The organism is Telluria sp. ZB4P37 (assembly GCF_059685855.1).
This window is the reverse complement of the sequence record NZ_JCASID010000002.1, coordinates 585,472-606,797: the sequence shown is the minus strand read 5'-3', so window position 1 is coordinate 606,797 and position 21,326 is coordinate 585,472. Positions and strand designations below refer to the sequence as shown.

Below are 21,326 nucleotides of genomic sequence, written 5' to 3'. Positions count from 1 at the left end.
CTACAGCTACGGCAAGCTAAAGTCAGGCTGAACAAGTCGATCCTCAAAAGTGTTGTTGCGCCGCCCTCAGTTACTTTCCGAAAATGAATTGTCAAATTCATCGCGTTATAATTGACGTACAGTAACTTTTTCGGTCCGCCGGCCCCCGCGATGGAAGACTCACCACAATCGAACGAGCTGTTCCTGTTTCTGGCGTCCACCGCGCACGACATGAAGAACTCGATCAGTGTTCTGTCCGGCACGCTCGAGCGCCTGCTCGATGACGCTTCGCCTGAGACCGAAAAAGCCTATCCGCAGATGGCGCAGATGCTGTACCAGACGCGCCGCCTGAACGACAGCCTGATGCAGCTGCTGGCGCTGTACAAGCACGTCGGCACGCCGGAATACCCGTTCGACGTGCAGCCGATCGAAGCCGGCCAGCTGGTCGAGCAAGTGGTGGCGCTGGAGCGCGTGTTGCTGGAGTCGCGTGGCATTCAACTTGAACTCGACGTCGAGCAGGATCTGGTCTGGCATGTCGACGAAGACCTGATCGTCGGCGTGGTCTCGCATGCGATCAACAACGCCGTCCATTACACGCGCGACCGCATACGCTTGTCCGCGCGCGAGCGCGATGGCTGGCTGGAGATCCGCGTCGAGGACAACGGCGCCGGCTATCCGGCCTCGCTGCTGGAGGCCGGCAGCGCGGCGCTGAGCGGCACCTCCAGCGGTGTGAACTTCCTGACCAACAGTGCGGGCCTGGGCCTGCACTTCTCGCGCGAGGTCGCGAAGATGCACCGCCACCGCGAGCGCGTGGGCACGGTGCGGCTGGAAAACGGCGGCCCGCTCGACGGCGGCTGCTTCATCCTGGCGCTGCCATGAATGCGGCCTTGAACACCTTCACCGCACCCGCCGTCGCCGACCAGATCGACTGGGCCGGCAAGAACTATCTTGTCGTGGACGACTTCATCGGCGTGCGCCAGCTGCTGCGCGAGGCGCTGCGCAGCTTGGGCGCGCGCAATATCGACCAGGCGTCCAGCGGCGGCGAGGCCATGGGCATGCTGAACAAGACCCGCTACGACGTGGTGCTGTGCGACTTCAACCTGGGCGAGGGCAAGAATGGCCAGCAGGTGCTGGAAGAAGCGCGCATGCGCAACCTGCTGCTGCCTTCGAGCGTGTTCCTGATGGTCTCGGCCGAAAAAAGCGTCGAGTCGGTGATGGGTGCGGCCGAGCACCAGCCGGACGCCTACCTGGTCAAGCCGATCACCGAGGGCGTGCTGTTGTCGCGCCTGAACCGCGTGTGGCGCAAGAAGCAGGTGTTCAGCCTGATCGACCAGGCCTATGCCGAGAAGGATTACCTGCGCGCCGCACGCCTGTGCGACGAGCAGGTGGCGGGCAACAAGGTGCACGAGATCGACCTGCTGCGCATGAAGGCGCGGCTGATGGAGAAAAGCGGTGAGCCGGGCAAGGCGCGCGAGACCTATGAGCGCGTGCTGGCCCAGCGCGAGTACCAGTGGGCCCGTTCGGGCCTGGCCAAGATCCGCCTGGCCGATGGCGACTACGAGCAGGCACGCCAGATGTTCCAGACCGTGATCGCCGTGAACCGCTATTACATCGACGCCTATGACCAGCTGGCCCTCAGCTACCAGAACATGGGCCAGCACGAGGAAGCCCTCGGCATCCTGGAGCGCGCGGCCAAGCTCTCGCCCAATTCGGTGCCGCGCCAGCGCAACCTGGGCCAGGCTTGCCTAAAGCTGGGCAACGTGGGCATGGCCGAGAAGGCCTTCCGCAAATGCATCGCAGTCGGCGAATACTCGATCCGCAAGACGCCGGACGCCTACCTCGGCCTGGCGCGCGTCTGCGGCCTGAAGAACGATCCGAAGGAAGCGCTGCAGCTCCTGATCGCGGTGCAGCGCGACTTCGGCGCCGAGCATCCGGACATCGAACTGCGCGCCAAGATCACCGAAGGCCTGGTCTACCACGAGAGCGGCGACTACCGCCGTGCGCGCAAGGCCGGCGATGAGCTGGAGGCGCTGCTGCAGGCCAGCTCGGCGCGCCCGGACGTGCCGACCTGCCTGGAGATGGCCACGCTGCTGTTCGCGGTCGGCGTCAAGGAAGCGCCGGTCGAGCTGCTGTGCTACGTCATCCGCAATAACCACGACAACCAGCTGCTGCAGGACGAGGTGCAGAAGATTTTCGAAAAGGCGCGCATGGGCGAGGAGGGCGAAGCCCTGATCCGCGGCGCGCGCAAGGAAGCGATCGACCTGATGAACCAGGGCGTGCTGCTCTGGAAGACCAACAAGCTGGCCGAAGCCGTGGAGTGGATGCGCAACGCGCGCGCGGCGCTGCCGCACAATGTGCGCATCCTGTTCAATTCGGCGCAGATCCTGGTGTCGTACATGCAGCAGCGCGGTTACAGCGTCGAACGCCTGGAAGAGGCGCACGGCGTGCTGGGGCACGTCGACCGGCTGCAGCCGGGGCAGCAGCGGTTTGCGCAGTTGATGGAGCAGTTGATGCTGCTGGTGCCGAAGGTGGAGGAGCCGGTGGTGGTGAGTAAGGCGACTGGCGAGGTGGCTGCGGCTTGAGTTCGCGACTGTGCTACGAACTTGGGTTCCCGCCTTCGCGGGAACAATGCCATTGGCATCGTCTCCCCCGATTGCCCGCACACCACTAACGCATCAGCGGCACCGCTCCCGAACATTCCGGCACGGAAGGGGCGGCGGCGCATCCCCATGCCGCCGCGCCAGCTCCGTGCACAACATGCCCACGTCGATCGCGCCGTCATCCTTGCGCGCCGCATCCACCGCGCCGCCCAGCGCGCATTCGCCGATGTACTGTCCCAACGCCCGGTAGCTCTCGAACTGGGTCTCGTCGAACCACTGGTCCGCCGTGCTCTCGTGCGGATACGAGGGATGCACCTTGCGGTAGTTGAGCAAATCCGCGTTCTCGCGCCCGACGATGGCCGGCTTCAGGTAGACCAGGGTGCCGTCGACGCCGCCCTGGCCGATCTGGCTGTACGCTACCTTGCCGACCGCGCAGCTGGCGCCGCACAGGCCTTCGCCGCCGCGCTGGGCGAGCTTCGATACGTCCAGGTCGATGCGCACGTGCAGGTCGGTCGCGCACTTGCGGATCGCGTTGCCCAGGTCTTCAAAAGACAGCGCGCCGTCGCTGGCCACGTCCACCGCAATGATCAGGCGGCAGCGCCGCCGCACCAGCTCGTAAATGCCGAGGTTGTCGAAATGCCCGCCGTCGGACAGGTAGACATAGCTGGCGTCGGCATTGGTCAGGCCGAACAGCTCGGCCAGGAGGCTGAACAGGCCGACCGGTGGCGAGGACTGCTGCCAGGCGGCCTGGCGCGGGTTGGGGCACCAGCGGCCGAGACGCACGTTAAACATCGTCATCAGGAAGTTCAGCGGCGGCGAGGAGTGCGCGCCCATGTTGGGGCTGGCCGCGGCGCCCGACACCGCCACCGCCATGCCGAGCCGCACGCCGGCGTCGTCGTCGGCCCCGGGGCCGGAGCGCGAGCCATACTGGTCGGTCGGGCGGTAGCAGCCGCGGGTCGCATCATGTCCTGCATCGCTGCTGGCCGCCTGCTCGGGCAGCTCGAAGCCGCAGTAGCGCGACGTGAAGGTGAACGAGGCGGCCTTGCGGGTGCGCCATGCGAGTTCCTCGCCGCCGACCAGGTTGAGCGAGGTATTGATGATGTGGCAGGGGCGCTGGTTCTTCAGGTCTTCGAGCAGCGGATCGTCGCCGGGATCGAAGCCGGTGAACGGGTGCGGGTTGCGCGCGCGGCTGCTGGCGCCGAAATAGGCGCGCACCAGCCGGTTCCGGTACAGCATGTAGAGCGAAAACTTGTTGATGTCGACGCGCCAGCCGAGCAGCAGCGCGAAGAACATGAAGCCGCCGAAGGCCCACGCAAGCCGCGTGCCGCCGGTGGCGAGCGTGGCGCTGGCGTGGGCGCCGTACACGCAAACCAGCGTGATGGGGCCGTGGCAGTCGAGGTGGGGCGGGGCCACCACCAGCTGCACCAGGGTGCCCAGCAGCGCGAACACGCCGGCCGTGAACACATAGGGCGCCAGGCGCGCGGCCAGGTCGAGGCGCCAGTCGGCCGTGCGCATGCCGGTCGCGCTGCCGCTGCCGGCCTTCAGGCCGAACCAGGTCACGGCCAGCCAGCCGAGCAGGGTGGTGATGTGGCCCCACGGATCGTAGGTCAGCCAGGCCCAGTGCAGCAGGGGTCCGAGGAAGAAGGCGATGCCGAACATCGTGACCCAGGCCAGCGCGAAGATCCAGGCCCAGGCGCCCTGGCGGCTCCACCATTCGCGGCTGGCGTCGCTGTACATGCGGCCGATCAGGCCGATCATCAGGGTCATGGTGCTGGCGAACAGCGCCATCATCAGCGGCATACCGAAGGTGGCCAGGGCAATGGCATTGTTCAGCACCGGATGTTTGGCCGGCTGCGGCAGCAGCCCCAGTCCGAGCAGCAGCAGGATCGTGCCGATGGTGAGTGCGCCGATGGCGCACACCAGGTGCGCACCGCCTTCGATCAGTTCGTGGCGCGTCACGTCGGCCGATGGGCGGTTGGGCTGGAACCAGGCCGCGATGCCCAGCGCCACGGCCAGCACGAACAGGATGGCGGCCAGCACCAGCAACCCGCTCACCAGGTAGCTGCTGGTATCTGGCGCCATGAACTGCAGCAGGAATTTCGGGGCGAAGGTGCAGGCCGCCGCGGACAGGATCGCCATCACGGTGACCGCGCTGGCGGCGCAGGCCGTGTAGCCGGCGCGCCGGTAGGCGCTGGTGCGGTCGTGCGCGAGATACCAGCCGCAGGCCCACACGAAGAAGTACACGATGCCGGGCGCCAGCAGCCAGTAGGGCCGCCCCTGGAACTGGGCCGGCAGCGCGCCCATTTCCCACACCGGCGCGCCGCCATAGCGCCACAGTCCCACGCTGCCGAGGAAGCCCGCCAGCAGCAGCGGCAGGTTGATCCACCAAAGCACCGCGCCCTGCGACAGCGGGAAGCGGCGCAGGCCGCGCGAGCTCGAGGGCTTGCTGGAGATGCTCAGCGCGATGCCGAAGACGGCGCCGAGGAACAGCAGCGCCCCCAGGATCCAGGTGACGTCGGCATAGATGGCCCAGGGCCCGCCCGGGCTGACGATGCGGTGCACCGCCCACACGGCGGCGCGCGGCAGCAGCAGCAGGGCGCACAGCCAGGCCACCAGCATGGTGAGGTTGAGGCCCGTGTTGCGCACATAGGTGCCGATCAGGGTCCAGGTGTCGGCGCTGAACATGCCGCCGCGCGGCGACAGATAGTTGCTGTACTGGCGCAGGAAGCGCAGCGCCGGGGCCTCGGGCGTGCCGGCGGCGGGCGCCAGCATGGCTTCGACCGCGCCCACGTTGCCGCCCTGTTCGTGGATGCACTTGGAGAGCCAGCCGCCGATGAAGCCGCCGCCTGACACGGTTGACAGGTAGTCGAGCTGGCGCAGCAGACCCTTGCCGGCCAGTGCCTGCAGCACGCCAAGCCCGAAGGTGGCGCTGCGCACGCCGCCGCCTGACAGGGCCAGGCCGACCAGGCCGGCCGCATGGGCGCGCACCGGGAGTTCGCGAGTCGGGTTGGCGTCACGGGCCGGGCCATACTCCGGGCGCAGGAGGTCGAGTTCATCCTGGAAGACGTCGTTGAAGGTGGCGCCCGTGATGTCGTTGAGTCGTTGCAGGGTGACGTCGTCGAGCAGGCCGAGGCCGGCGATGCCGTGGCGGCGGCGGAACTCGACGATGGGCGCGGCCAGGTCGCCGAGCGTGTAGGCATGTGCGGGCGGCTGGCAGCCGGCGGCATCCAGCTTGCGACGCAGGTCGGCAAGCCGGGACGGCGACAGACTGGCAGGATCGATAGCGAGCACGCGCACACTCCGGCTGGACACGGTAGGCGGGACCCTTTGCGATGGTCCCGTTTGGTCCAGTTCAGCACGCCAGCAAGGCGTGCGCTACCGTTTGCGTCAAGTGTGCGCGGGTTTGCTGCTCGTCAAGCTTTGTCGGCTTTGCCGCGGGGATTGCGTCCGACCCGGCCGGCAGCCGGATTGCTGTTCGCAGGATCGGGTGCGCCACCGGAGACATCCAGCGGCGAGCTGCCTTTTCCCCTCGGCTTGGCAGGCGATGTGGTTGCCGCGCTTTCGTGCGGGGCGGAGGCCCCTTCGGGCGCCTCGCCGGGTGTCGGAATGGCGCTGGTTACCGCTTGGCGGAACTGGTCTTGCAACAAGTTCCACCAGGCGACGGCGGCCGGCATCGGATTGTCGGCCGCGGAGCCGTCGGCGGCCGCTTCGGCCTGGGTTCCGGGCGCCGCGGCAGGGGCGGCTGGCGGCGCCGGCGGGGCCGCGGGCGTGGCGGACTGGGCGAAGAACTGGGCGAAAGGCGCGGCCATGGCGGACTTGTCGCCGGCGCCGCCCATGGCCTGGGCCATGCTCTCGCTCATCGCCTTGAGCGTGGCCAGCGTGCCGCGCTGCACTTCGAGCGCCTGGATGGTCCCGCGCAGCATGGCGATGTTCAGGTTCAGCCAGGATTCGACGGCTTTCAGGTCGGCGATTTTCTTGTCCAGGTCTTCGGTGGACAGGCTGGACGTGGCGCCCGGCATCGTGACGCCGGGGATATTCATGCTACCCCAGAGATTCTTGACGAATTCGAGCGTATCGGTCATTCCGGCAGCGTTCGGCATAGGGGGCTTGAGCATCGTTGTTCTCCGTTGGGGGTGACACCCTAGCGTAGCAGATAAATAACACTGTTACAAAGTCGATCCGCAAGTCGTGGCTCGGCAGCGGCGCGGCGGTCAGGCTACACTAGCGCCATGAGTTTTGCTTTCCTCCGAGAGCGGCGCCGCCCCCTGGTGCTGGGTACCCTGGTCGTGCTGCTGCATTGGCTGGTGCTGGGCTGGATCACCGCCGGCACCCAGGGCCTGTCGCTGCCCGGGCGCGACGGCGGCACCTTGGTGAGCGTGACCCGGCTGCTCCCGCCGAAGGCCGCGCCGCCCCCCGAACCCGTGCCGCCGCCCGCGCCGAAGATGGCCCAGCCGCCCTTGCCCGATTTCGACCCGCTGCCATCGGACATGGTGGTCGCCGATGCCGTGGGCGAGCGCCTGCCGGCCGGCCCGCCGGTGGATGCGCCGCCCGCACCGGGCCCGGCCGCCAGCCCGGTGGCGGCAGCCGACCCCGCGCCGGCGCAGGCATCCGGGCCCGCACCCGCGCCCGAAGCGCCGCCTGCGCAAGACCTGGTGCGCCGCTACAAGGTCGACGTGCCACCGCCGGCCGACCTCACGCTCGACGTGGCGCGCCAGGATGCCGACGGCACCCTTTGGCGCGGCCAGGCCGTCCTGTCGTGGAAGCGCGACCAGGCCGGCGCCTACCGGGTGCGCATCGAAGCCGGCATCCGGGTCGTGTTCGCGCGCGTGAACCTGGTGGTCCTGACCAGCGAAGGACAGGTCGGCAACACGGGGCTGGCGCCAAGGACCATGACGGAAAAGCGCCGCGGCCGCGCGCTGACCGCGACCCATTTCGACTGGCCGGCCAATCAGGTGACGTTTTCAGGCTCGCAAGCGCATTACAATCTGCAACCGGGGGCCCAGGACAAGGCCACGGTGCCGCTGCAGCTGGCGGCGATCGCACGCGCCGATCCGTCCCAGCTCAGCGGCGACATCGACATGTTTGTCGGCGAAGACCGCGACGGCAGCGTTTATACCTTCAGGGTCGTCGGCCAGGAAGAGATCGACACCCCCCTCGGGCGCCTGCAGACCGTGCGCCTGACCCGTCCACCCAAGCCGGGCTCGTACAAATCGCGCCTGGATATCTGGCTGGCCCCGGCCCATGGCTGGATGCCGGTGCAGATCCGCAGCAGCGAAGCCAATGGCGCAGTGACCACGCAAACGGTGAACAAGATCGCCATGACCCAACCAGGATTTTGATATGCACAGTTCGACACTTCGACCTACCTGCTGCAGCCTGCTGCTGGCACTGAGCCTGGGCAGCGCTTGCGCCCAGGATGCGCCCGCCGCCATCAAGCGCCCATTCGCGCTGCCGCCGTCGGCCGACCTGAATTACGAGCTGCAGGCGCGCCACCGCGGCTTCAGCCTGAAAGGCGAGGCCGTGGTCACCTGGCGCGCCGGCGACGGCAAATACGCCGTCAGCGCCGAGTCGCGCGCGCCGGTGCTGGGCACCATTACCGAAGACCGCAGCAGCGGCGCGGTGGATGCCTTCGGCCTGGCCCCGGCCGAATTCCACGAAAAGCGCCTGCGCAAGGCCCCTACCACGACCACCTTCGACCGCGATGCGAAGTCCCTGAGTTTCAGCGAAAGCAAGCAGGTCTACGCACTCAAGGGCGGGGAGCAGGACCGCGTCTCGATCACCTGGCAGCTGGCCGCCGTGGCGCGCGCCGCGGGCGAGCGCTTCAAGCCGGGCTCGGAATGGCCTTTCTTCGTGGCCGGCCGGCGCGATGCGCAGACCTGGGTGTTCAAGGTGGTGCGCCGCGAAACGCTGCGCACCGGCCTGGGCCAGATCGAGACGGTGCTGGTGGCGCGCCAGCCGCTGGCCGACAAGAAGGACCAGGTGCTGGAAGTCTGGCTGGCGCCGAAGCACGAGTGGTATCCGGTCAAGCTGCGCTACCAGGATGGGGAGAAGGAGCAGATTGAGCAGACGCTCGCGACGGTGACGAAGCGTTGAGCAAGAAAGAGCCGTCGCTGACTCTACGGTTATCACCAATCGACCGGCCTCAAGCGGCCTTCGCATACTTCAGGTCAAACCGGTCCAGCTCCATCACCTTGGTCCACGCCTTCACGAAGTCCTGCACGAAATGCGCCTCGCCGTCGCCCGCGGCATACACCTCGCTCAGTGCGCGCAACTGCGCATTGCTGCCGAAGATCAGGTCGGCCAGCGTGGCGGTCCAACGCCGCTCGCCCGTCTTGCGATCGGTTCCCTCGAACAGGTGCTGGCTGCCGTCGACGCGCTTCCAGGCAGTACGCATGTCCAGCAGGTTGGTGAAGAAGTCCGGCGTGAGCGCGCCTGGACGGGTGGTGAACACGCCGTGCTGTTCGCCGCCGCTGGTGGCGCCCAGTGCGCGCATGCCGCCGACCAGGGCTGTCATCTGGGGCGCGGTCAGCATCAAGAGATTGGCCCTGTCGAGCATGGCATTGGCCACGTTACCCGCCGCGCCGGCGTGGATGTAGTTGCGGAAGCCGTCGACCGCGGGCTCGAACACCTCGAAGGAATTGACGTCGGTCTGCTCCAGCGCGGCGTCCATGCGGCCGGGCCGGAACGGTACCTTGACGTCGTGGCCGGCCTTCCTCGCGGCTGCCTCCACCGCGGCGCTGCCGCCCAGCACGATCAGGTCGGCCAGCGACACGCGCTTGCCCCCGGGCGCCGATGCATTGAATTCCTGCTGGATGGCTTCCAGCTGTTGCAGTACCTGCGCCAGCTCGGCCGGGTCGTTCGCTTCCCAGTCCTTTTGCGGCGCCAGGCGGATACGGGCGCCGTTGGCGCCGCCGCGCATGTCGCTGCCGCGGAAGGTGGATGCCGAGGCCCACGCCGCCTTCACCAGCTGCGGGATGCTCAAGCTTGACGCGAGCACCTTGGCTTTAAGTGCCGCGATGTCGGCCTCGTCCACCAGCGGGTGGTCCGCTGCCGGAACTGGATCTTGCCAGATCAGGTCTTCTTGCGGCACCAGCGGGCCGAGGTAGCGCAGCTTCGGTCCCATGTCGCGGTGCGTCAGCTTGAACCAGGCGCGGGCAAAGGCGTCCGCGAACTCCGCCGGGTTGGCCAGGAAGTGGCGCGCGATCTTTTCGTAGGCGGGGTCGAAGCGCAGGGCCAGGTCGGCGGTGGTCATCATCGGCTGGTGCAGCCTGCCGGGGATATGGGCGTCCCGCACATTGCGGCCCGCATCGCCGACCGGCTTCCACTGGTGCGCGCCGGCCGGGCTCTTGGTCAGCTCCCACTCGAAGCCGAACAGCGTTTCCAGGTAGCTCATGTCCCATGTGGTCGGTGTCGCGGTCCAGGCGCCTTCCAGGCCGCTGGTGATGGCGTGCGCGCCGACGCCGCTTTCGTAGGCACTTTTCCAGCCCAGGCCCAGCTCTTCGATGTTGGCGCCCTCGGGATCGGAGCTCAGGTGGTGCGCGGGGCCGGCGCCATGGCATTTGCCGAAGGTGTGGCCGCCGGCCACCAGCGCCACGGTCTCGACGTCGTCCATGGCCATGCGCCCGAAGGTGTCGCGGATGTCGCGCGCCGAACCGACGGGGTCGGGCGTACCGTTGGGGCCTTCGGGATTCACGTAGATCAGTCCCATCTGCACCGCGGCGAGCGGCTTGGCCAGCTCGCGCTCGCCGCTGTAGCGCTCATCGCCCAGCCAGGTGGATTCCGGACCCCAGTCGATCGGCAGTGGTTCCCAGATGTCCTCGCGCCCGCCGCCGAAGCCGAAGGTCTTGAAGCCCATGGATTCGAGCGACACATTGCCTGCCAAAATCATCAGGTCGGCCCACGACAATTGCTTGCCGTACTTTTGCTTGATGGGCCAGAGCAGCCTGCGCGCCTTGTCGAGGTTGCCGTTGTCGGGCCAGCTGTTGAGCGGGGCGAAACGCTGCTCGCCCGATCGGGCGCCGCCGCGGCCGTCGAAGATGCGGTAGGTGCCCGCCGAGTGCCAGGCCATGCGAATGAAGAAGGGACCATAGTGGCCGTAGTCGGCCGGCCACCAGTCCTGCGAATCGGTCATCAAGGCGTGCAGGTCGGCGATGACGGCGTCCAGGTCGAGTTTCTGGAATTCCTTGCGGTAGTTGAAGTCTTCCAGCATCGGGTCGCCCAGGTTGGCATGCTGGTGCAGCACACCCAGGTTCAGCTGGTCGGGCCACCAGTGGGCATTGGTCCGCGTCTGCATCGACTTCTTGTCATGCCCCATGGGGCATGTCATTTCCTGCTCGGCGGTTTTCAGATCCATCTCGTCGCTCATGCTGCATTCTCCTTGATTGGTCAGGGCCTGACCTGTTAACGCCAGCATAAGGCGATAGTGTCAATGCATCCAATTGGCTTTCTTGATAGGAATCATAGGTAAAACCGCAACTTCCGCGTTTATTGCATTTTGATCAAGTAAATCGGGCTGGATGAGTGTGTCTTTCCTGCAATGCAGCGCCTGTCGAGGAGCCTTCGGACTGCTAATTGCCCAGCCTAAACTGTTATACTGGCGCCCCCGCGGACCGGCTGTGCCTGCCAAGACAGGCGCCGCCGCCCACGCATGGAGAACGGTATTTCACGATGATCGACACACTGGCCAGCGCGGCACTCGCCGCGGATTCCCTATCGCCGCAAGAAGACGACCCGCTGCAGGCGCACTTCCAGCAGGGCGTGGCGCCTGACGAGATCGAGCAGGTTTACCACCTCAAGCGCGCCCAGCCCATGCTGTCGGCGTTCACGGCCCTGTTCCACGGCACCCAGGACGGTGTGCTGGTGCGCCTCCTGGTGCTGCGCGAGCTGGCCAGCGATACCGCCACGTCAAGCTTCTCGCGCGGCGACATCAACAACAAGCTGGCCTACCTGACCGCGGAAAGCCTCGAAACGGTGCTGAACCGCCTGCGTGGCCACGGCCTGCTGGCCTGGGATGCGCCGGCCGCGGTCTACCGCATCACGCCGCTGGCGCGCAATGTGCTGTCCGCACTGGACACCCTGTTCAACCTGGCCAAGCCGGAAGAAGACGATGCCGAGATGGGCTTCCTGCTGTCGCAGGTGGCGGGCGCCCAGGCGGTGGGCGGCATCACGGTCGAACAATTGCGGCACCTGCTGGGCCGCCTGGTCGAGCTGACCGAGGAATTCCGCGATGCGATCGCCTCCGGCTCCGAATTCAAGCTGCGCACCTCGCAGGCGAAATGGCACATGGCCTGCGACTGGGTCGAGAAGGGATCGAGCATCCTGCGTGCGATCACCGCGGACCCGAACGCCGATTCGGCCACCCACAAGGCGGCGCAAGCCATCGGCAGGGCACAAAGCGCACTCTTGAACATGCAAGGCATGTTTTCTCGTGCTTTAAACCAGATCGAGCGCCAGCGCGTGCACCTGGGCCAGTCCGGCCTGTCGACCACCGACGTGAAACGCTGGCTGCTGGCCCACGACGACCTGGCCAGCCTGGCCGAAGGCGCGATCGACCGTCCGGTGGTGCCGCTGTTCGGCACCCCGGCCGAGATGATCGACGTGGCCGAGACCGAGCTGCTGCTCGAGCGCGTGACCTCGACCGGCCCCAAGGGCCTGCCGACCGGCCAGGATGCGCCGCTGACGGTCAACGACAGCCCTGCCATGCAGGGGGAACTGAACGACTGGATCAACAAGCTGGCCGACTTCGCCAACCTCGGCAACTTCCCCGAGTTCTCCGAGAGCGGCCCGAAGAAGGTGGCGCTGCACGAGTCGCTGCTGCCGGCGAGTTTTGCGGTGGCGTCCTACCGCGCCTCGCTGCTGCCGCTGCTGGGAGATGCGGCCGAGGCCAGCCTGCAGGGCGCGACCGCCGAGCTGGCGCGCCTGCCGGTGCGCTTCGAGACGCTGGACGACATGATCCAGCTCGACGACCCGGAAGTGGCGGCCATGTCGATCGCTTCCCTCGCATTACATACTGACAGTCCTGAAAGCGGTACGAGCAATGAATGACGATGCACAAATCCTGATCGCGCGCCTGCTGACGCACCAGACCCTGCGCCGCGACGACAAGATGGTCAAGCGCGCGCTGTCGGACGAGCAGTTCCGCATCGAGGTGGACAAGCGCCTGTTGGAATCCGGCCTCAAATTGCTCGACAACGTGTACGCCGACCACGTCACGATCGCGCTGCACCGCAACGTGGAGCCGAAGATTTTTGGCGCCAAGGACATCTGGCAGAACAATAATTTCGGTTTGACCCGCGACGGCGTGGCCCTGCTGGTGGTGCTGTGGGCGCAGATCATCCTGCCCAAGCGCGAGCGCCAGGAGACCCACGTCACGGTGCTTGATGACCAGACCGACATGTTCGAGAAGGATGCGCCGATCCCGCGCGCGGAAGACACCTCGATCGGCATCTCGTACACGGCGCTGCTGTCGGACTTCGGCGACAAGCTGGGCAAGAAGACCCGCATGGACATGAACCTCGGCGTGCTCTCGAAGCTCGGCTTCATCGAGCGCCGCGGCGACGTGATCCTGGAAGGCCCGCTGCTGGACCTGATGATGGACACCGACGTGCTCAAGGAACGCATCATCAACGGCGCCCTGGCCGACGTGTTCAAGCGCGCCCCGCTGGCCACCGTCCCGCGCCGCGCACCGCTTGAGAGCGAAGCAGCCAACGATGCCGTGGTCGAAGCCGCGGTCGACACCGTGGCCGATGACGCCGCCGACACCCCACACTGAGATAGCCCATGTTCCACATCAAATCACTCGAACTGGTCCATTGGGATTACTGGCAGCGGATCAAGAACATCCCGCTCGACGCCAAGATCATCACGATCGCCGGCCAGAACGGCTCCGGCAAGACCACGCTGCTCGACGCGCTGCGCACCCTGTTTGGCCTGGATTGCTCGATGGGCCGTACCTATAAACACTACGCGCGCCACTCGGGCCAGCAAAGCGCCTGGATCCGCGCCGTGGTCGACAACAAGGCGGTCGGCAAGCAGTTGTCGAACCGCCCGTTCCGCCATTCCGGCTTCTTTGCCGACGACGAAGTGACGCTGTTCTGCCAGATCCAGAAGAATGGCGGCGACTGGAAGCGCCAGTACCTGATGCGCCCGGGGAACGTCGACATCGAAGAAGTCACCGAAGCGACCGACTGGCTCGGCGTCGAGAATTACCGCAAGCGCCTCGCGTCCGCGGGCCTGTCGCCGGCCATGTCGAAAGTGCTGGCGCTGGAGCAGGGCGAGACCGACAAGCTGTGCGAATACGCGCCGCGCCAGCTGCTCGACCTGGTGTTCCAGGTCTTCGGCGACAAGGAAGTGCTGGACGCCTACGACGAAGCCAAGCGCCACCAGCGCGACACCGAAACGGAACTGAAGCGCTTCGAGTCCGAACTCGAGACCTCGCGCATCAACCTGGAAGGCCTGCGGCTGCGCGTAGCGAACTACCACCAGTGGTCGGACCTGCACAAGGAAAAGCGCGGGCTGCAGGAAGAAGTGCTGCCGGCGCTCGAATACCACGAGGCGCGCGAAAAAACCGGCACCATCAGCCGCAACCTGCGCGAGGCACGCAAGCCCTTGCTGCAGGCCGACTCGATCCTGGCCGAGAAGCGCCAGCAATTGGCGGCGCAGCAGCGCGCCCTGACCGAAGCGCAGAAGCTGGAGACCCAGCTCGAGCAAGAGGGCAACGAGCTGGCGGGCCGCCTGACCGAAGTCAATCGCCGCCTGAAACCACTGGAAAGCCTGGTCGAGCAGAAGGAACGCCTGCACAAGCTGGCTGCGGATGCCGGCGCCGACATCGCCGAAGTGGCCAAGCAGCTGGACGAAAAAGAAGCCGAGCTGGCCAAGCAGAAGGCCAAGCGCGACGCCATCGGGGCAAAAATCGCCGCCGAAATGGCGACGGTCTCGGCCCTGCAGGGCAAAAGCGCGATGCCGGAACCGGAAGCGCAACGCCTGATGCGCCGCGTCCTGCGCGACGAGGGCATCGCCCACGCCATGCTGTCGGATATCGTCGAAGTGACCGACCCGAAATGGCAGGGCGCAGTCGAAGGTGTGCTGGGCGGTTACGCCTCGGTCGTGCTGCTCGAGAAAGCCAAGGATGCCCCGGCGGCCTATCGCCTGGCCGAGAAGGAGCGCTACCGCCACTTCATCGTGCCCGATTGCGTCGAGGCGCCGGTGGTCAAGGACGACAGCCTGCTGTCGGTGGTGCGCTTCTCCGGCAAGGCACCGGGCTGGCTGATCGATCAGCTGGAACGCATCGAGCGCGTGGACTCGGTCGACGAGGGCTTCAAGACCCGTGCCGACGAATGGATCACGCCGGACGCCTACCACCGCGAACGCCGCGGCGGACGCTCGCTGTTCGTGGAACCGTCGCGCTACCGCTTCGGCGCCGCCGGCAAGACCCAGCGCCTGGAAGCGATCCAGAAGCTGCTGCCGAACCTGGAAGCCCAGGAGGACGCGCTCACGCTCACCATCAGCAAGCTGGCCGCCGAAGTCGGCGCCCTCAAGGGCCGCATTGCCGGCGTCGACGCTGCCAAGGAACTGGCCGCACGCCAGGCCGAGTTCGAGGAAGCGCTGCGCGCTATTGCCCCGCTCAAGGCCGAGCGCCTGGAAGTAGGCGCGCGCCTGGGCGAGCTGCAGATGCTGACCAAGAATGCGACGGTGGCGCGCACCCGTGCCGACACCGTGTGGCAGAACGCGCGCATGGCGCTGTCCGAAGCCGAAGCCGGCACGCGCCTGAACAACCGCCGCACGATCGAGCAGCGTAACGAGCACGCCAAGGCCCTGCTCGCGCTGCGCCGCAGCTGGCGCCATGTGCCAAGCAACTGGAAGAACGGCGCCTGGCGCGGCGCCCTGGTCGCCAAGCACCAGAATGCCCACCAGGTCAACCTGCGCCTGTCGACGCTCGAGCATTCCCTGGCGCGCGAAGACTGGGAACAGGACGGCACCGTAATCGACCAGTACGGCCGCCTGAACGACCAACTCAGTGGTCGCCAGTCCGAGACCGAGGAGCGCCGCTACCAGAACAACCGCGCGATCGAAGCCACCGCCAATGCGCGCGGCGCCTACATCGAGCGGCTACGCTACACGATCAAGACCTATTCCAAGAACATCAAGGACCTGGGCGAACTGGCCGGCATCGACGTCCAGGCCGACCCGGTGCGCCTGGAGAACGACGACGTGCAACTGGCGCAAGCCGGCCTGCACGTGCGCTTCAAGTTCGACGGCAAGGACCAGATCGGGATGAACGACGGCGAAGCCTCGGGCGGCCAGCAGGTGATGAAGTCACTGGTGCTGCTCATCGGTTTGCTCAAGTCGGAAGAAGGCTCGGGCGGCTTCGTGTTCATCGACGAACCGTTTGCGCACCTGGACATCCGTAACATCCAGCTGGTCGGCGAGTTCCTGAAAAACACCGACGCGCAGTACTTGATGACCACGCCGCTGACGCATAATACGGACGTGTATGACCCGTCGGAGCTGACGCTGATCACCAGCAAAAAGAAGAAGGACGTGCAGTGGGCGCAGCCGATCTTCGTGCTGCAGCGGAGGAAGGAAGGGGCGAAAGCCGCTTGATGAAGGGGAGCCGGTGGGCTCCCTTTTTTATGTCCGGACGTTCAATAGAACTTTCGGCAGGTGATGGAAGCAGCAAGTCGATACACTGGACGATATTACGCGTCTGCAATCGGCCCAGCCCGTGTAAAAACTCAGATCGAAGGACTGAGAGCCGATTTGTACGGACGAAAGCAAATCCTGGAGTGCATGGCAGTGCCCCAGGCGTCGCAATGCCGTTTTAGCATTTTCGGCAAGGCCAGCATGAATACCGCTTTGCGCAAGCCTGCAAGCGTCAGAAAATGGGCGTACGCCCTGATCGCTGCCAGCACCCCCTGCATGCCGAGCAGCGACATCAAGCGCCTGAAATACGAGGGACTCGCCTGCCGGGCCGCGATACTCGTTCTTAAGTGGGTCGTAAATGAAATCTGCCTTGTCGAATCGATGCCTGAACCACGCCTCATCATCGAACGTGAGTCCGGGTCAGTCAGCGAAATCTGCGTTTCGCCAGTCGTTTCAAGCTTCGCTTCAATTTCCTTGAGCGTGGCCATTTGAGATTTCAACGCTGCGATCTTATCGTTCAGACGAACGCTTTTCGACTACGCAGTCGCCGGCTCCTGCCGGTCGGCTGTGTCGAGTTCCGTCAGGTAGCGACTGATATTCGCCTCAATTTCTGGCATCCTGCGCTTGAGTTTGGCATCGGTAAAGTTGCGGTCGCTGCTGTTGACGGCCTTGAACTTGCTGCCATCGATCGCGACGACCGCATCCGAGAACAGATCCAGCTGCTGGCACAGCACGACGAACTGCCGGCAGACCTTGCCGATCGCCTTGCCGTTATCTTTTCGGAAGTTCCCTATCGTCCTGAAATCGGGCGCCGGCGTCCCGTTGGCCACATCAGCCCGACGTTGCGCTGGGCCTCGCGCTCAGAGTGTTGCAGCAGGCGAAAGAATCACGTTAATTACCAGTGACGTACCCCCGGCATCCGTTGCGTCTGCTGTGAGGCCGACAGCGGCCGGTCGTGGCAGGTGCGAGCTTTTTCGCCTGGCGCGGTGCTGTACTTAGCCTACCGGCTGGAATCGGCCGGATGCAGATAACGCTACTGCACCTATGTGTTAGTCCTTTGACTAGAATGCCTGTCATCAGGGAGAAGGGGGCTGGATTTGAACCAGCGACGCCTACAGTTCCGTATAGGCCAAAGATGCGACTTTGGTGCCTTCGACCACTCAGCCACCCCTTCAGTAGAAACAATTCTAGCAAAAATGCTGGCTGGCATGACAATATGTTACACGCGCTCACAAAAACCTTGCGGTAACAGTTGTAGATTGAAATTGTCCCTCTTCCCAATTACCCGATCAATAAATTGCAGATGGAGATGTGTTGTGCTGATCGTCCCGCACATCATCCCGTCGGCTTCGCCCTTACGTACCATCATTGCGCCGGCCGCATCGGAGAATTGCGGCTGCATCACCGGATAGCGACCGACTATTCTTTGCCATTATGGGAAGGTCAAGTCCAATCTGAGCCTGCTGATAAAAACAAAGGTGACGAGCCCCAAGCCCGAGAGCGATAGCACGAAGACTGCGGCCACCTTGCCAACCGCGCGTAACACCGCGCGCTTCTCCTTCTGCTTATCCTGTTCCTTCTTCCCTTGATCGTAATGCCACTTGATAGCGAAGAACATGCCGGTGCCTAACGCGAGAACCTTGAACGTACCGGCGACTATAGGGAACCAATCCATGATTTTGAGTATTTCCAGGCTATTACTTGAGAGAGGAGAAACGTCAGCGACTGCCCTGCAAGAATGGCGTTGCTGCACGATCTAAGGCATTCTACTTAAAAGCAACTTCCATACATTGGGACAAAATGTCCCAGTTGCAAACCGTACAAGATGAAAATGCGCCAATCGGGTTGCCGCGATTGGGCGTGCACGGCGGGCCACGTTTTTGCAGATAGCGGACGCGTTGCAGGCAGCGGAGGTAGACGGGTCGCTGAAACCGGGCGACCGTCTACCTCCGCAGCGCGAGTTGGCAGCGCAGCTGGAGATCATCGAATGTGTAAAGGAGCGTCGAAGTGAATCCACGAGTCGGTCCCCGTCCCCTCACGCGTGCCAATGCAGTGCACAGCATGCGCGTCCGCCTGCTGCGCAACAGCTTCCCCCGCATCCAGATGTTCATCCTGGTGTCCCTCACGGGCCTGGCCGGATTCGGTGCATCGGTGGCCATGCTCGCCGCCGGGGTCGATGCGATGGCGTTGCGCTACACGCTGGCGATGGGCGTCGGCTACATCGTGTTCCTCCTGCTGCTCTGGCTGTGGTTGCGCACGAGTGCAGCGGATTACGCCGACCTCGTTCCTACCGACTCAGGCGGTGGACCGGGAGCCGATACGCCGGACGCTGATTTCACCGGTGGTGGCGGGACTTTCGACGGAGGCGGCGCCAGCGCCAACTTCGATGTCGGCGCGGGCGACAGCGATATCGGCGCCGTCGTGGAAAAGCCGCTCGAAGTCATCGGGCATGCCGAGGAGGCCGCGATTCCCCTGGTCGTGGTCCTGCTCGCCCTGGGCATCGCGCTGTCATCGCTGTTCGTGATCTGGTCGGCGCCGATCCTGTTTGCCGAAATCCTGGTGGACGGGCTGCTGGCGGCGGGCCTGTACCGGCGGCTGCGGGTGCTGGATCCGCAGCACTGGATGGTCGCGGCGCTCAAGCGCACGCTCATCCCGTTCGTCCTGACTACGCTACTGGTGGCCGGCGCAGGCTGGGGAATGCAGGCCTATGCGCCGGAGGCGCGATCGCTGGGCGGCGTCCTGCTCCATCAATCGCCTTGACCGTAGCCCAGGATTTCCCTCAGCGTCCGCCCGAGACGTCGATGAAGCTGCCCGTCGTATACGACGCCTCGTCCGAGAGCAGCCACAACACGGCACGGGCCACTTCAAGGGGAAGTCCTCCGCGGCCCATCGGCACCGAGGAAGCCAGGCGCGCAACGCGTCCCGGTTCGCCGCCGCTGGCGTGCATGTCCGTTTCAATCAGCCCGGGGCGCACACCGTTCACGCGGATACCCTCCTGCGCGACTTCCTTCGACAGGCCGATCGTCAGCGCATCCAGGGCCGCCTTCGAGGCCGCGTAGTCGACGTACTCGCTGGCCGCGCCAAGCACTGCTGCGCGCGACGAGACGTTGACGATCCCGCCTCCCGCCCCGCCATGCAGGGTCGACATGCGGCGCACCGCTTCGCGCGCACACAAGATCGCGCCGACGACATTGGTCGCCATGATGCGATGGATGCGGGCAGCACTCATCTGGTCGACGCGCATCTGCTGGGACAGCACGCCGGCATTGTTGACCAATGCGTCGAGGCGCCCGAAGCGCTCGTCGATCGACGCGAACATGCGTTCTACCTGTGCTTCATCGGCGATATCGGCCTGGATCGCAAATGCCGTACCTCCGTGGCTGTCGATGGCATCGACCACGGTGGCAGCGGCCGCGCCGTCGGACAGGTAGTTGATGCAGACCCGGTAGCCCAGTTGTGCGGCGTGGATCGCGCATGCCGCGCCGATCCCGCGTCCGCCGCCCGTGATGAGGATGGTTCTTGTCATGTGATGTGAATGTCAGCCGTATTGGCGCAGTACCGTGTACACGCCGTTCGTCGATTCGACGAGCGCATACTCGCGCGCGTCCCACGAGACTGGCGGTAAGCCGGCAGGCATGGCAGCCCCGGTGGCACGGCGCGCCATGGTCACGTGCGGCCGGTAGGGACGGGATTCCGGGTGCAGGCCAAGCGCGAACAGGGCTTCGGCCAGGCGCGCGTGCAGCGCTGACAGCTCTGGCGGCACGAGCTCCGGCTCCAGCACCGCGATCCCGTTATGCCACACGGCGGCCGTGCCCAGTTCGAGCCGAAAGGGCTCGAGCGGCACCGCAAAACCGTCGAGGAATTCCTGCAGCCGCTCGCTCGGCAAGCCGCCGAGGAAATGCAGGGTCACGTGCAGCTTGTCGGAAGGGACGGGTGCGGCGCCCTTCGGCCAGCCCCAGGCGTCGCGCCACTCCTTCAGGAGGTGGCGCATGGCGGGATCGGGCCAGAGGGCCAGGAACAGGCGGTTGGTGGGCTGCCTGTCCATCTGCGTCACCTCAGAAGCAGTGTTCCGGCGCCGGGAAGCTGCCGTCCTTCACCGCCGTCACATAGGATGTGACGGCCGCGTCGATGCTGGCCTGGCCTTCCATGAAGTTCTTCACGAAGCGCGCCTTGTGGCCGGGGAAGACGCCCAGCAGGTCGTGCATCACCAGCACCTGGCCGGAGCAGTCCGGACCGGCGCCGATGCCGATAGTCGGGATGGTCAGCAGTTCGGTGACATCCTTGCCCAGCGCCGCCGGAATCGCTTCCAGCACCACCATCGAGGCGCCCGCTGCCTGTAGCGCCAGGCCGTCGGCCTTGAGCTGCTCGGCCGCGGCGTCGGTCTTGCCCTGCACCTTGAAGCCCCCGAAAGTGTGCACGAATTGCGGGGTCAGGCCGATGTGGGCGCACACCGGGATGCCGCGCTCGACCAGAAAGCGCACGGTCTCGGCCAGCCAGGTGCCGCCTTCGATCTTGACCATCTGGGCGCCGGCGCGCATCAGCGTTACTGCATTGTTATAGGCTTCCACCGGGGTGGTGTAGCTGCCGAAGGGCATATCGGCCAGCACCAGGGCGAGCTTGTTGCCGCGCGCGACCGAGGCCGTGTGATAGGCGACATCGGCCACCGTCACCGGCAGGGTCGAGTCGTAGCCGGCGCAGACCATGCCGAGCGAATCGCCGATCAAGAGCACGTCGACCGCGCAGCGGTCCATTAGCGAGGCGAAGCTGGCGTCGTAGGCGGTCAGCATCGCGATCTTGTCGCCGGCGGCGCGCATGGCCAGCAGCGACGGTGCGGTGACGGCTTTGCGCGCGCGTTTCGGTGCGTCGTTGGCGGCCGGGTCCTGGCCCTGCAGGTAAGCGCTCATGGGGTTCCTTTTAAGACGATCGTTCGACAATTGCGTAGTGTAATCCGCCTGCCGCAAACGTGCACTGCCAGGATCTAGGAGCGGAAGATGAAGTACACCGCGCCGACCAGGCACAGCGTCGCCCACACGTAATCGAGCTTGATGAAGATGTTCGACAACGCCAGCAGGCCGGCCGTCTGGAACCAGACGGGAAGCTGCATGG

At 65.5% G+C, this 21,326-nt stretch carries 16 protein-coding genes, 1 tRNA gene and 3 pseudogenes; 9 read left to right on the top strand and 11 right to left on the bottom strand.

What is annotated here, in order from left to right; genetic code table 11:
* Positions 1-150: 150 nt before the first annotated feature.
* Complete coding sequence (locus AC56K1_RS07100; protein WP_497157126.1) at positions 151-858, top strand: sensor histidine kinase; 708 nt, start codon at positions 151-153, stop codon at positions 856-858.
* Positions 855-2,561 (top strand): tetratricopeptide repeat protein, encoded by a 1,707-nt coding sequence (locus AC56K1_RS07095; protein ID WP_497157125.1) that lies wholly within the window; start codon positions 855-857, stop codon positions 2,559-2,561. The genes AC56K1_RS07100 and AC56K1_RS07095 overlap by 4 nt, the downstream gene beginning before the upstream one ends.
* Positions 2,562-2,654: 93 nt before the next feature.
* Here AC56K1_RS07095 and AC56K1_RS07090 read toward each other — a convergent pair whose 3' ends face one another.
* Together AC56K1_RS07090 and AC56K1_RS07085 are read right to left on the bottom strand one after the other, a co-directional pair.
* Positions 2,655-5,870: a patatin-like phospholipase family protein gene (locus tag AC56K1_RS07090; protein ID WP_497157124.1), complete on the bottom strand. Its 3,216-nt coding sequence runs from the start codon at positions 5,868-5,870 to the stop codon at positions 2,655-2,657.
* Positions 5,871-5,992: 122 nt separating this feature from the next.
* Positions 5,993-6,694 carry a PhaM family polyhydroxyalkanoate granule multifunctional regulatory protein gene (locus AC56K1_RS07085; protein ID WP_497157123.1) on the bottom strand — a complete coding sequence of 234 codons (702 nt, stop codon included), beginning with the start codon at positions 6,692-6,694 and terminating at the stop codon, positions 5,993-5,995.
* A 114-nt stretch (positions 6,695-6,808) separates the two neighbouring features.
* On the opposite strand from AC56K1_RS07085, the gene AC56K1_RS07080 reads away from it, so the two are divergent.
* Both AC56K1_RS07080 and AC56K1_RS07075 read left to right on the top strand, forming a co-directional pair.
* Entirely contained in the window at positions 6,809-7,918 is a 1,110-nt protein-coding gene (locus AC56K1_RS07080) for a DUF3108 domain-containing protein (protein ID WP_497157122.1), read from the top strand.
* A 1-nt stretch (position 7,919) separates the two neighbouring features.
* Positions 7,920-8,672, top strand: a complete 753-nt coding sequence (locus AC56K1_RS07075) for a DUF3108 domain-containing protein (RefSeq protein WP_497157121.1) — start codon at positions 7,920-7,922, stop codon at positions 8,670-8,672.
* 49 nt (positions 8,673-8,721) lie between these two features.
* Here the strand turns inward: AC56K1_RS07075 and katG are convergent, their stop codons facing one another.
* Positions 8,722-10,944 carry a catalase/peroxidase HPI gene (gene katG, locus AC56K1_RS07070; RefSeq protein ID WP_497157120.1) on the bottom strand — a complete coding sequence of 741 codons (2,223 nt, stop codon included), beginning with the start codon at positions 10,942-10,944 and terminating at the stop codon, positions 8,722-8,724.
* A gap of 302 nt (positions 10,945-11,246) precedes the next feature.
* Here katG and AC56K1_RS07065 point away from each other — a divergent pair, with 302 nt between their 5' ends.
* Genes AC56K1_RS07065 through AC56K1_RS07055 form a run of 3 tightly spaced genes read left to right on the top strand, consistent with a single transcriptional unit; the run spans position 11,247 to position 16,181 of the window.
* Positions 11,247-12,623, top strand: a complete 1,377-nt coding sequence (locus AC56K1_RS07065) for a hypothetical protein (RefSeq protein WP_497157119.1) — start codon at positions 11,247-11,249, stop codon at positions 12,621-12,623.
* The gene (locus AC56K1_RS07060; RefSeq protein ID WP_497157118.1) at positions 12,616-13,350 is read left to right on the top strand and encodes a hypothetical protein; all 735 of its coding nucleotides are present in this window, start codon (positions 12,616-12,618) and stop codon (positions 13,348-13,350) included. The genes AC56K1_RS07065 and AC56K1_RS07060 overlap by 8 nt, the downstream gene beginning before the upstream one ends.
* Positions 13,351-13,358: 8 nt before the next feature.
* The gene (locus AC56K1_RS07055; RefSeq protein ID WP_497157117.1) at positions 13,359-16,181 is read left to right on the top strand and encodes an ATP-binding protein; all 2,823 of its coding nucleotides are present in this window, start codon (positions 13,359-13,361) and stop codon (positions 16,179-16,181) included.
* Positions 16,182-16,600: 419 nt separating this feature from the next.
* Here the strand turns inward: AC56K1_RS07055 and AC56K1_RS07050 are convergent.
* The 4 genes and pseudogenes from AC56K1_RS07050 to AC56K1_RS07035 all read right to left on the bottom strand — a co-directional run.
* Positions 16,601-17,082, bottom strand: a pseudogene (locus AC56K1_RS07050) (IS5/IS1182 family transposase); the annotation flags it as partial.
* A 220-nt stretch (positions 17,083-17,302) separates the two neighbouring features.
* Positions 17,303-17,394, bottom strand: a tRNA-Ala gene (locus tag AC56K1_RS07045).
* 96 nt (positions 17,395-17,490) lie between these two features.
* Positions 17,491-17,595 (bottom strand): annotated as a pseudogene (locus AC56K1_RS07040) (phosphate acyltransferase); the annotation flags it as partial.
* A gap of 57 nt (positions 17,596-17,652) precedes the next feature.
* Positions 17,653-17,895, bottom strand: a complete 243-nt coding sequence (locus tag AC56K1_RS07035; RefSeq protein WP_497157187.1) for a hypothetical protein — start codon at positions 17,893-17,895, stop codon at positions 17,653-17,655.
* 125 nt (positions 17,896-18,020) lie between these two features.
* On the opposite strand from AC56K1_RS07035, the pseudogene AC56K1_RS07030 reads away from it, so the two are divergent.
* Positions 18,021-18,202 (top strand): annotated as a pseudogene (locus tag AC56K1_RS07030) (GntR family transcriptional regulator); the annotation flags it as partial.
* A gap of 79 nt (positions 18,203-18,281) precedes the next feature.
* A complete protein-coding gene (locus AC56K1_RS07025) occupies positions 18,282-18,980 on the top strand; it encodes a hypothetical protein (RefSeq protein WP_497157190.1) in 699 nt (232 codons plus the stop codon).
* A gap of 19 nt (positions 18,981-18,999) precedes the next feature.
* Here the strand turns inward: AC56K1_RS07025 and AC56K1_RS07020 are convergent, their stop codons facing one another.
* The 4 genes from AC56K1_RS07020 to AC56K1_RS07005 form a co-directional block, all read right to left on the bottom strand.
* Positions 19,000-19,746, bottom strand: coding sequence for an SDR family oxidoreductase (locus tag AC56K1_RS07020; RefSeq protein WP_497157116.1), 747 nt, complete (start codon positions 19,744-19,746; stop codon positions 19,000-19,002).
* Positions 19,747-19,758: 12 nt separating this feature from the next.
* Positions 19,759-20,265, bottom strand: coding sequence for an RNA 2',3'-cyclic phosphodiesterase (gene thpR, locus AC56K1_RS07015; RefSeq protein WP_497157115.1), 507 nt, complete (start codon positions 20,263-20,265; stop codon positions 19,759-19,761).
* Between the two features lie 10 nt (positions 20,266-20,275).
* Positions 20,276-21,124 carry a 3-methyl-2-oxobutanoate hydroxymethyltransferase gene (gene panB / locus AC56K1_RS07010; RefSeq protein WP_497157114.1) on the bottom strand — a complete coding sequence of 283 codons (849 nt, stop codon included), beginning with the start codon at positions 21,122-21,124 and terminating at the stop codon, positions 20,276-20,278.
* Positions 21,125-21,198: 74 nt separating this feature from the next.
* Complete coding sequence (locus AC56K1_RS07005) at positions 21,199-21,324, bottom strand: hypothetical protein (protein ID WP_497157113.1); 126 nt, start codon at positions 21,322-21,324, stop codon at positions 21,199-21,201.
* Positions 21,325-21,326 lie beyond the last annotated feature (2 nt).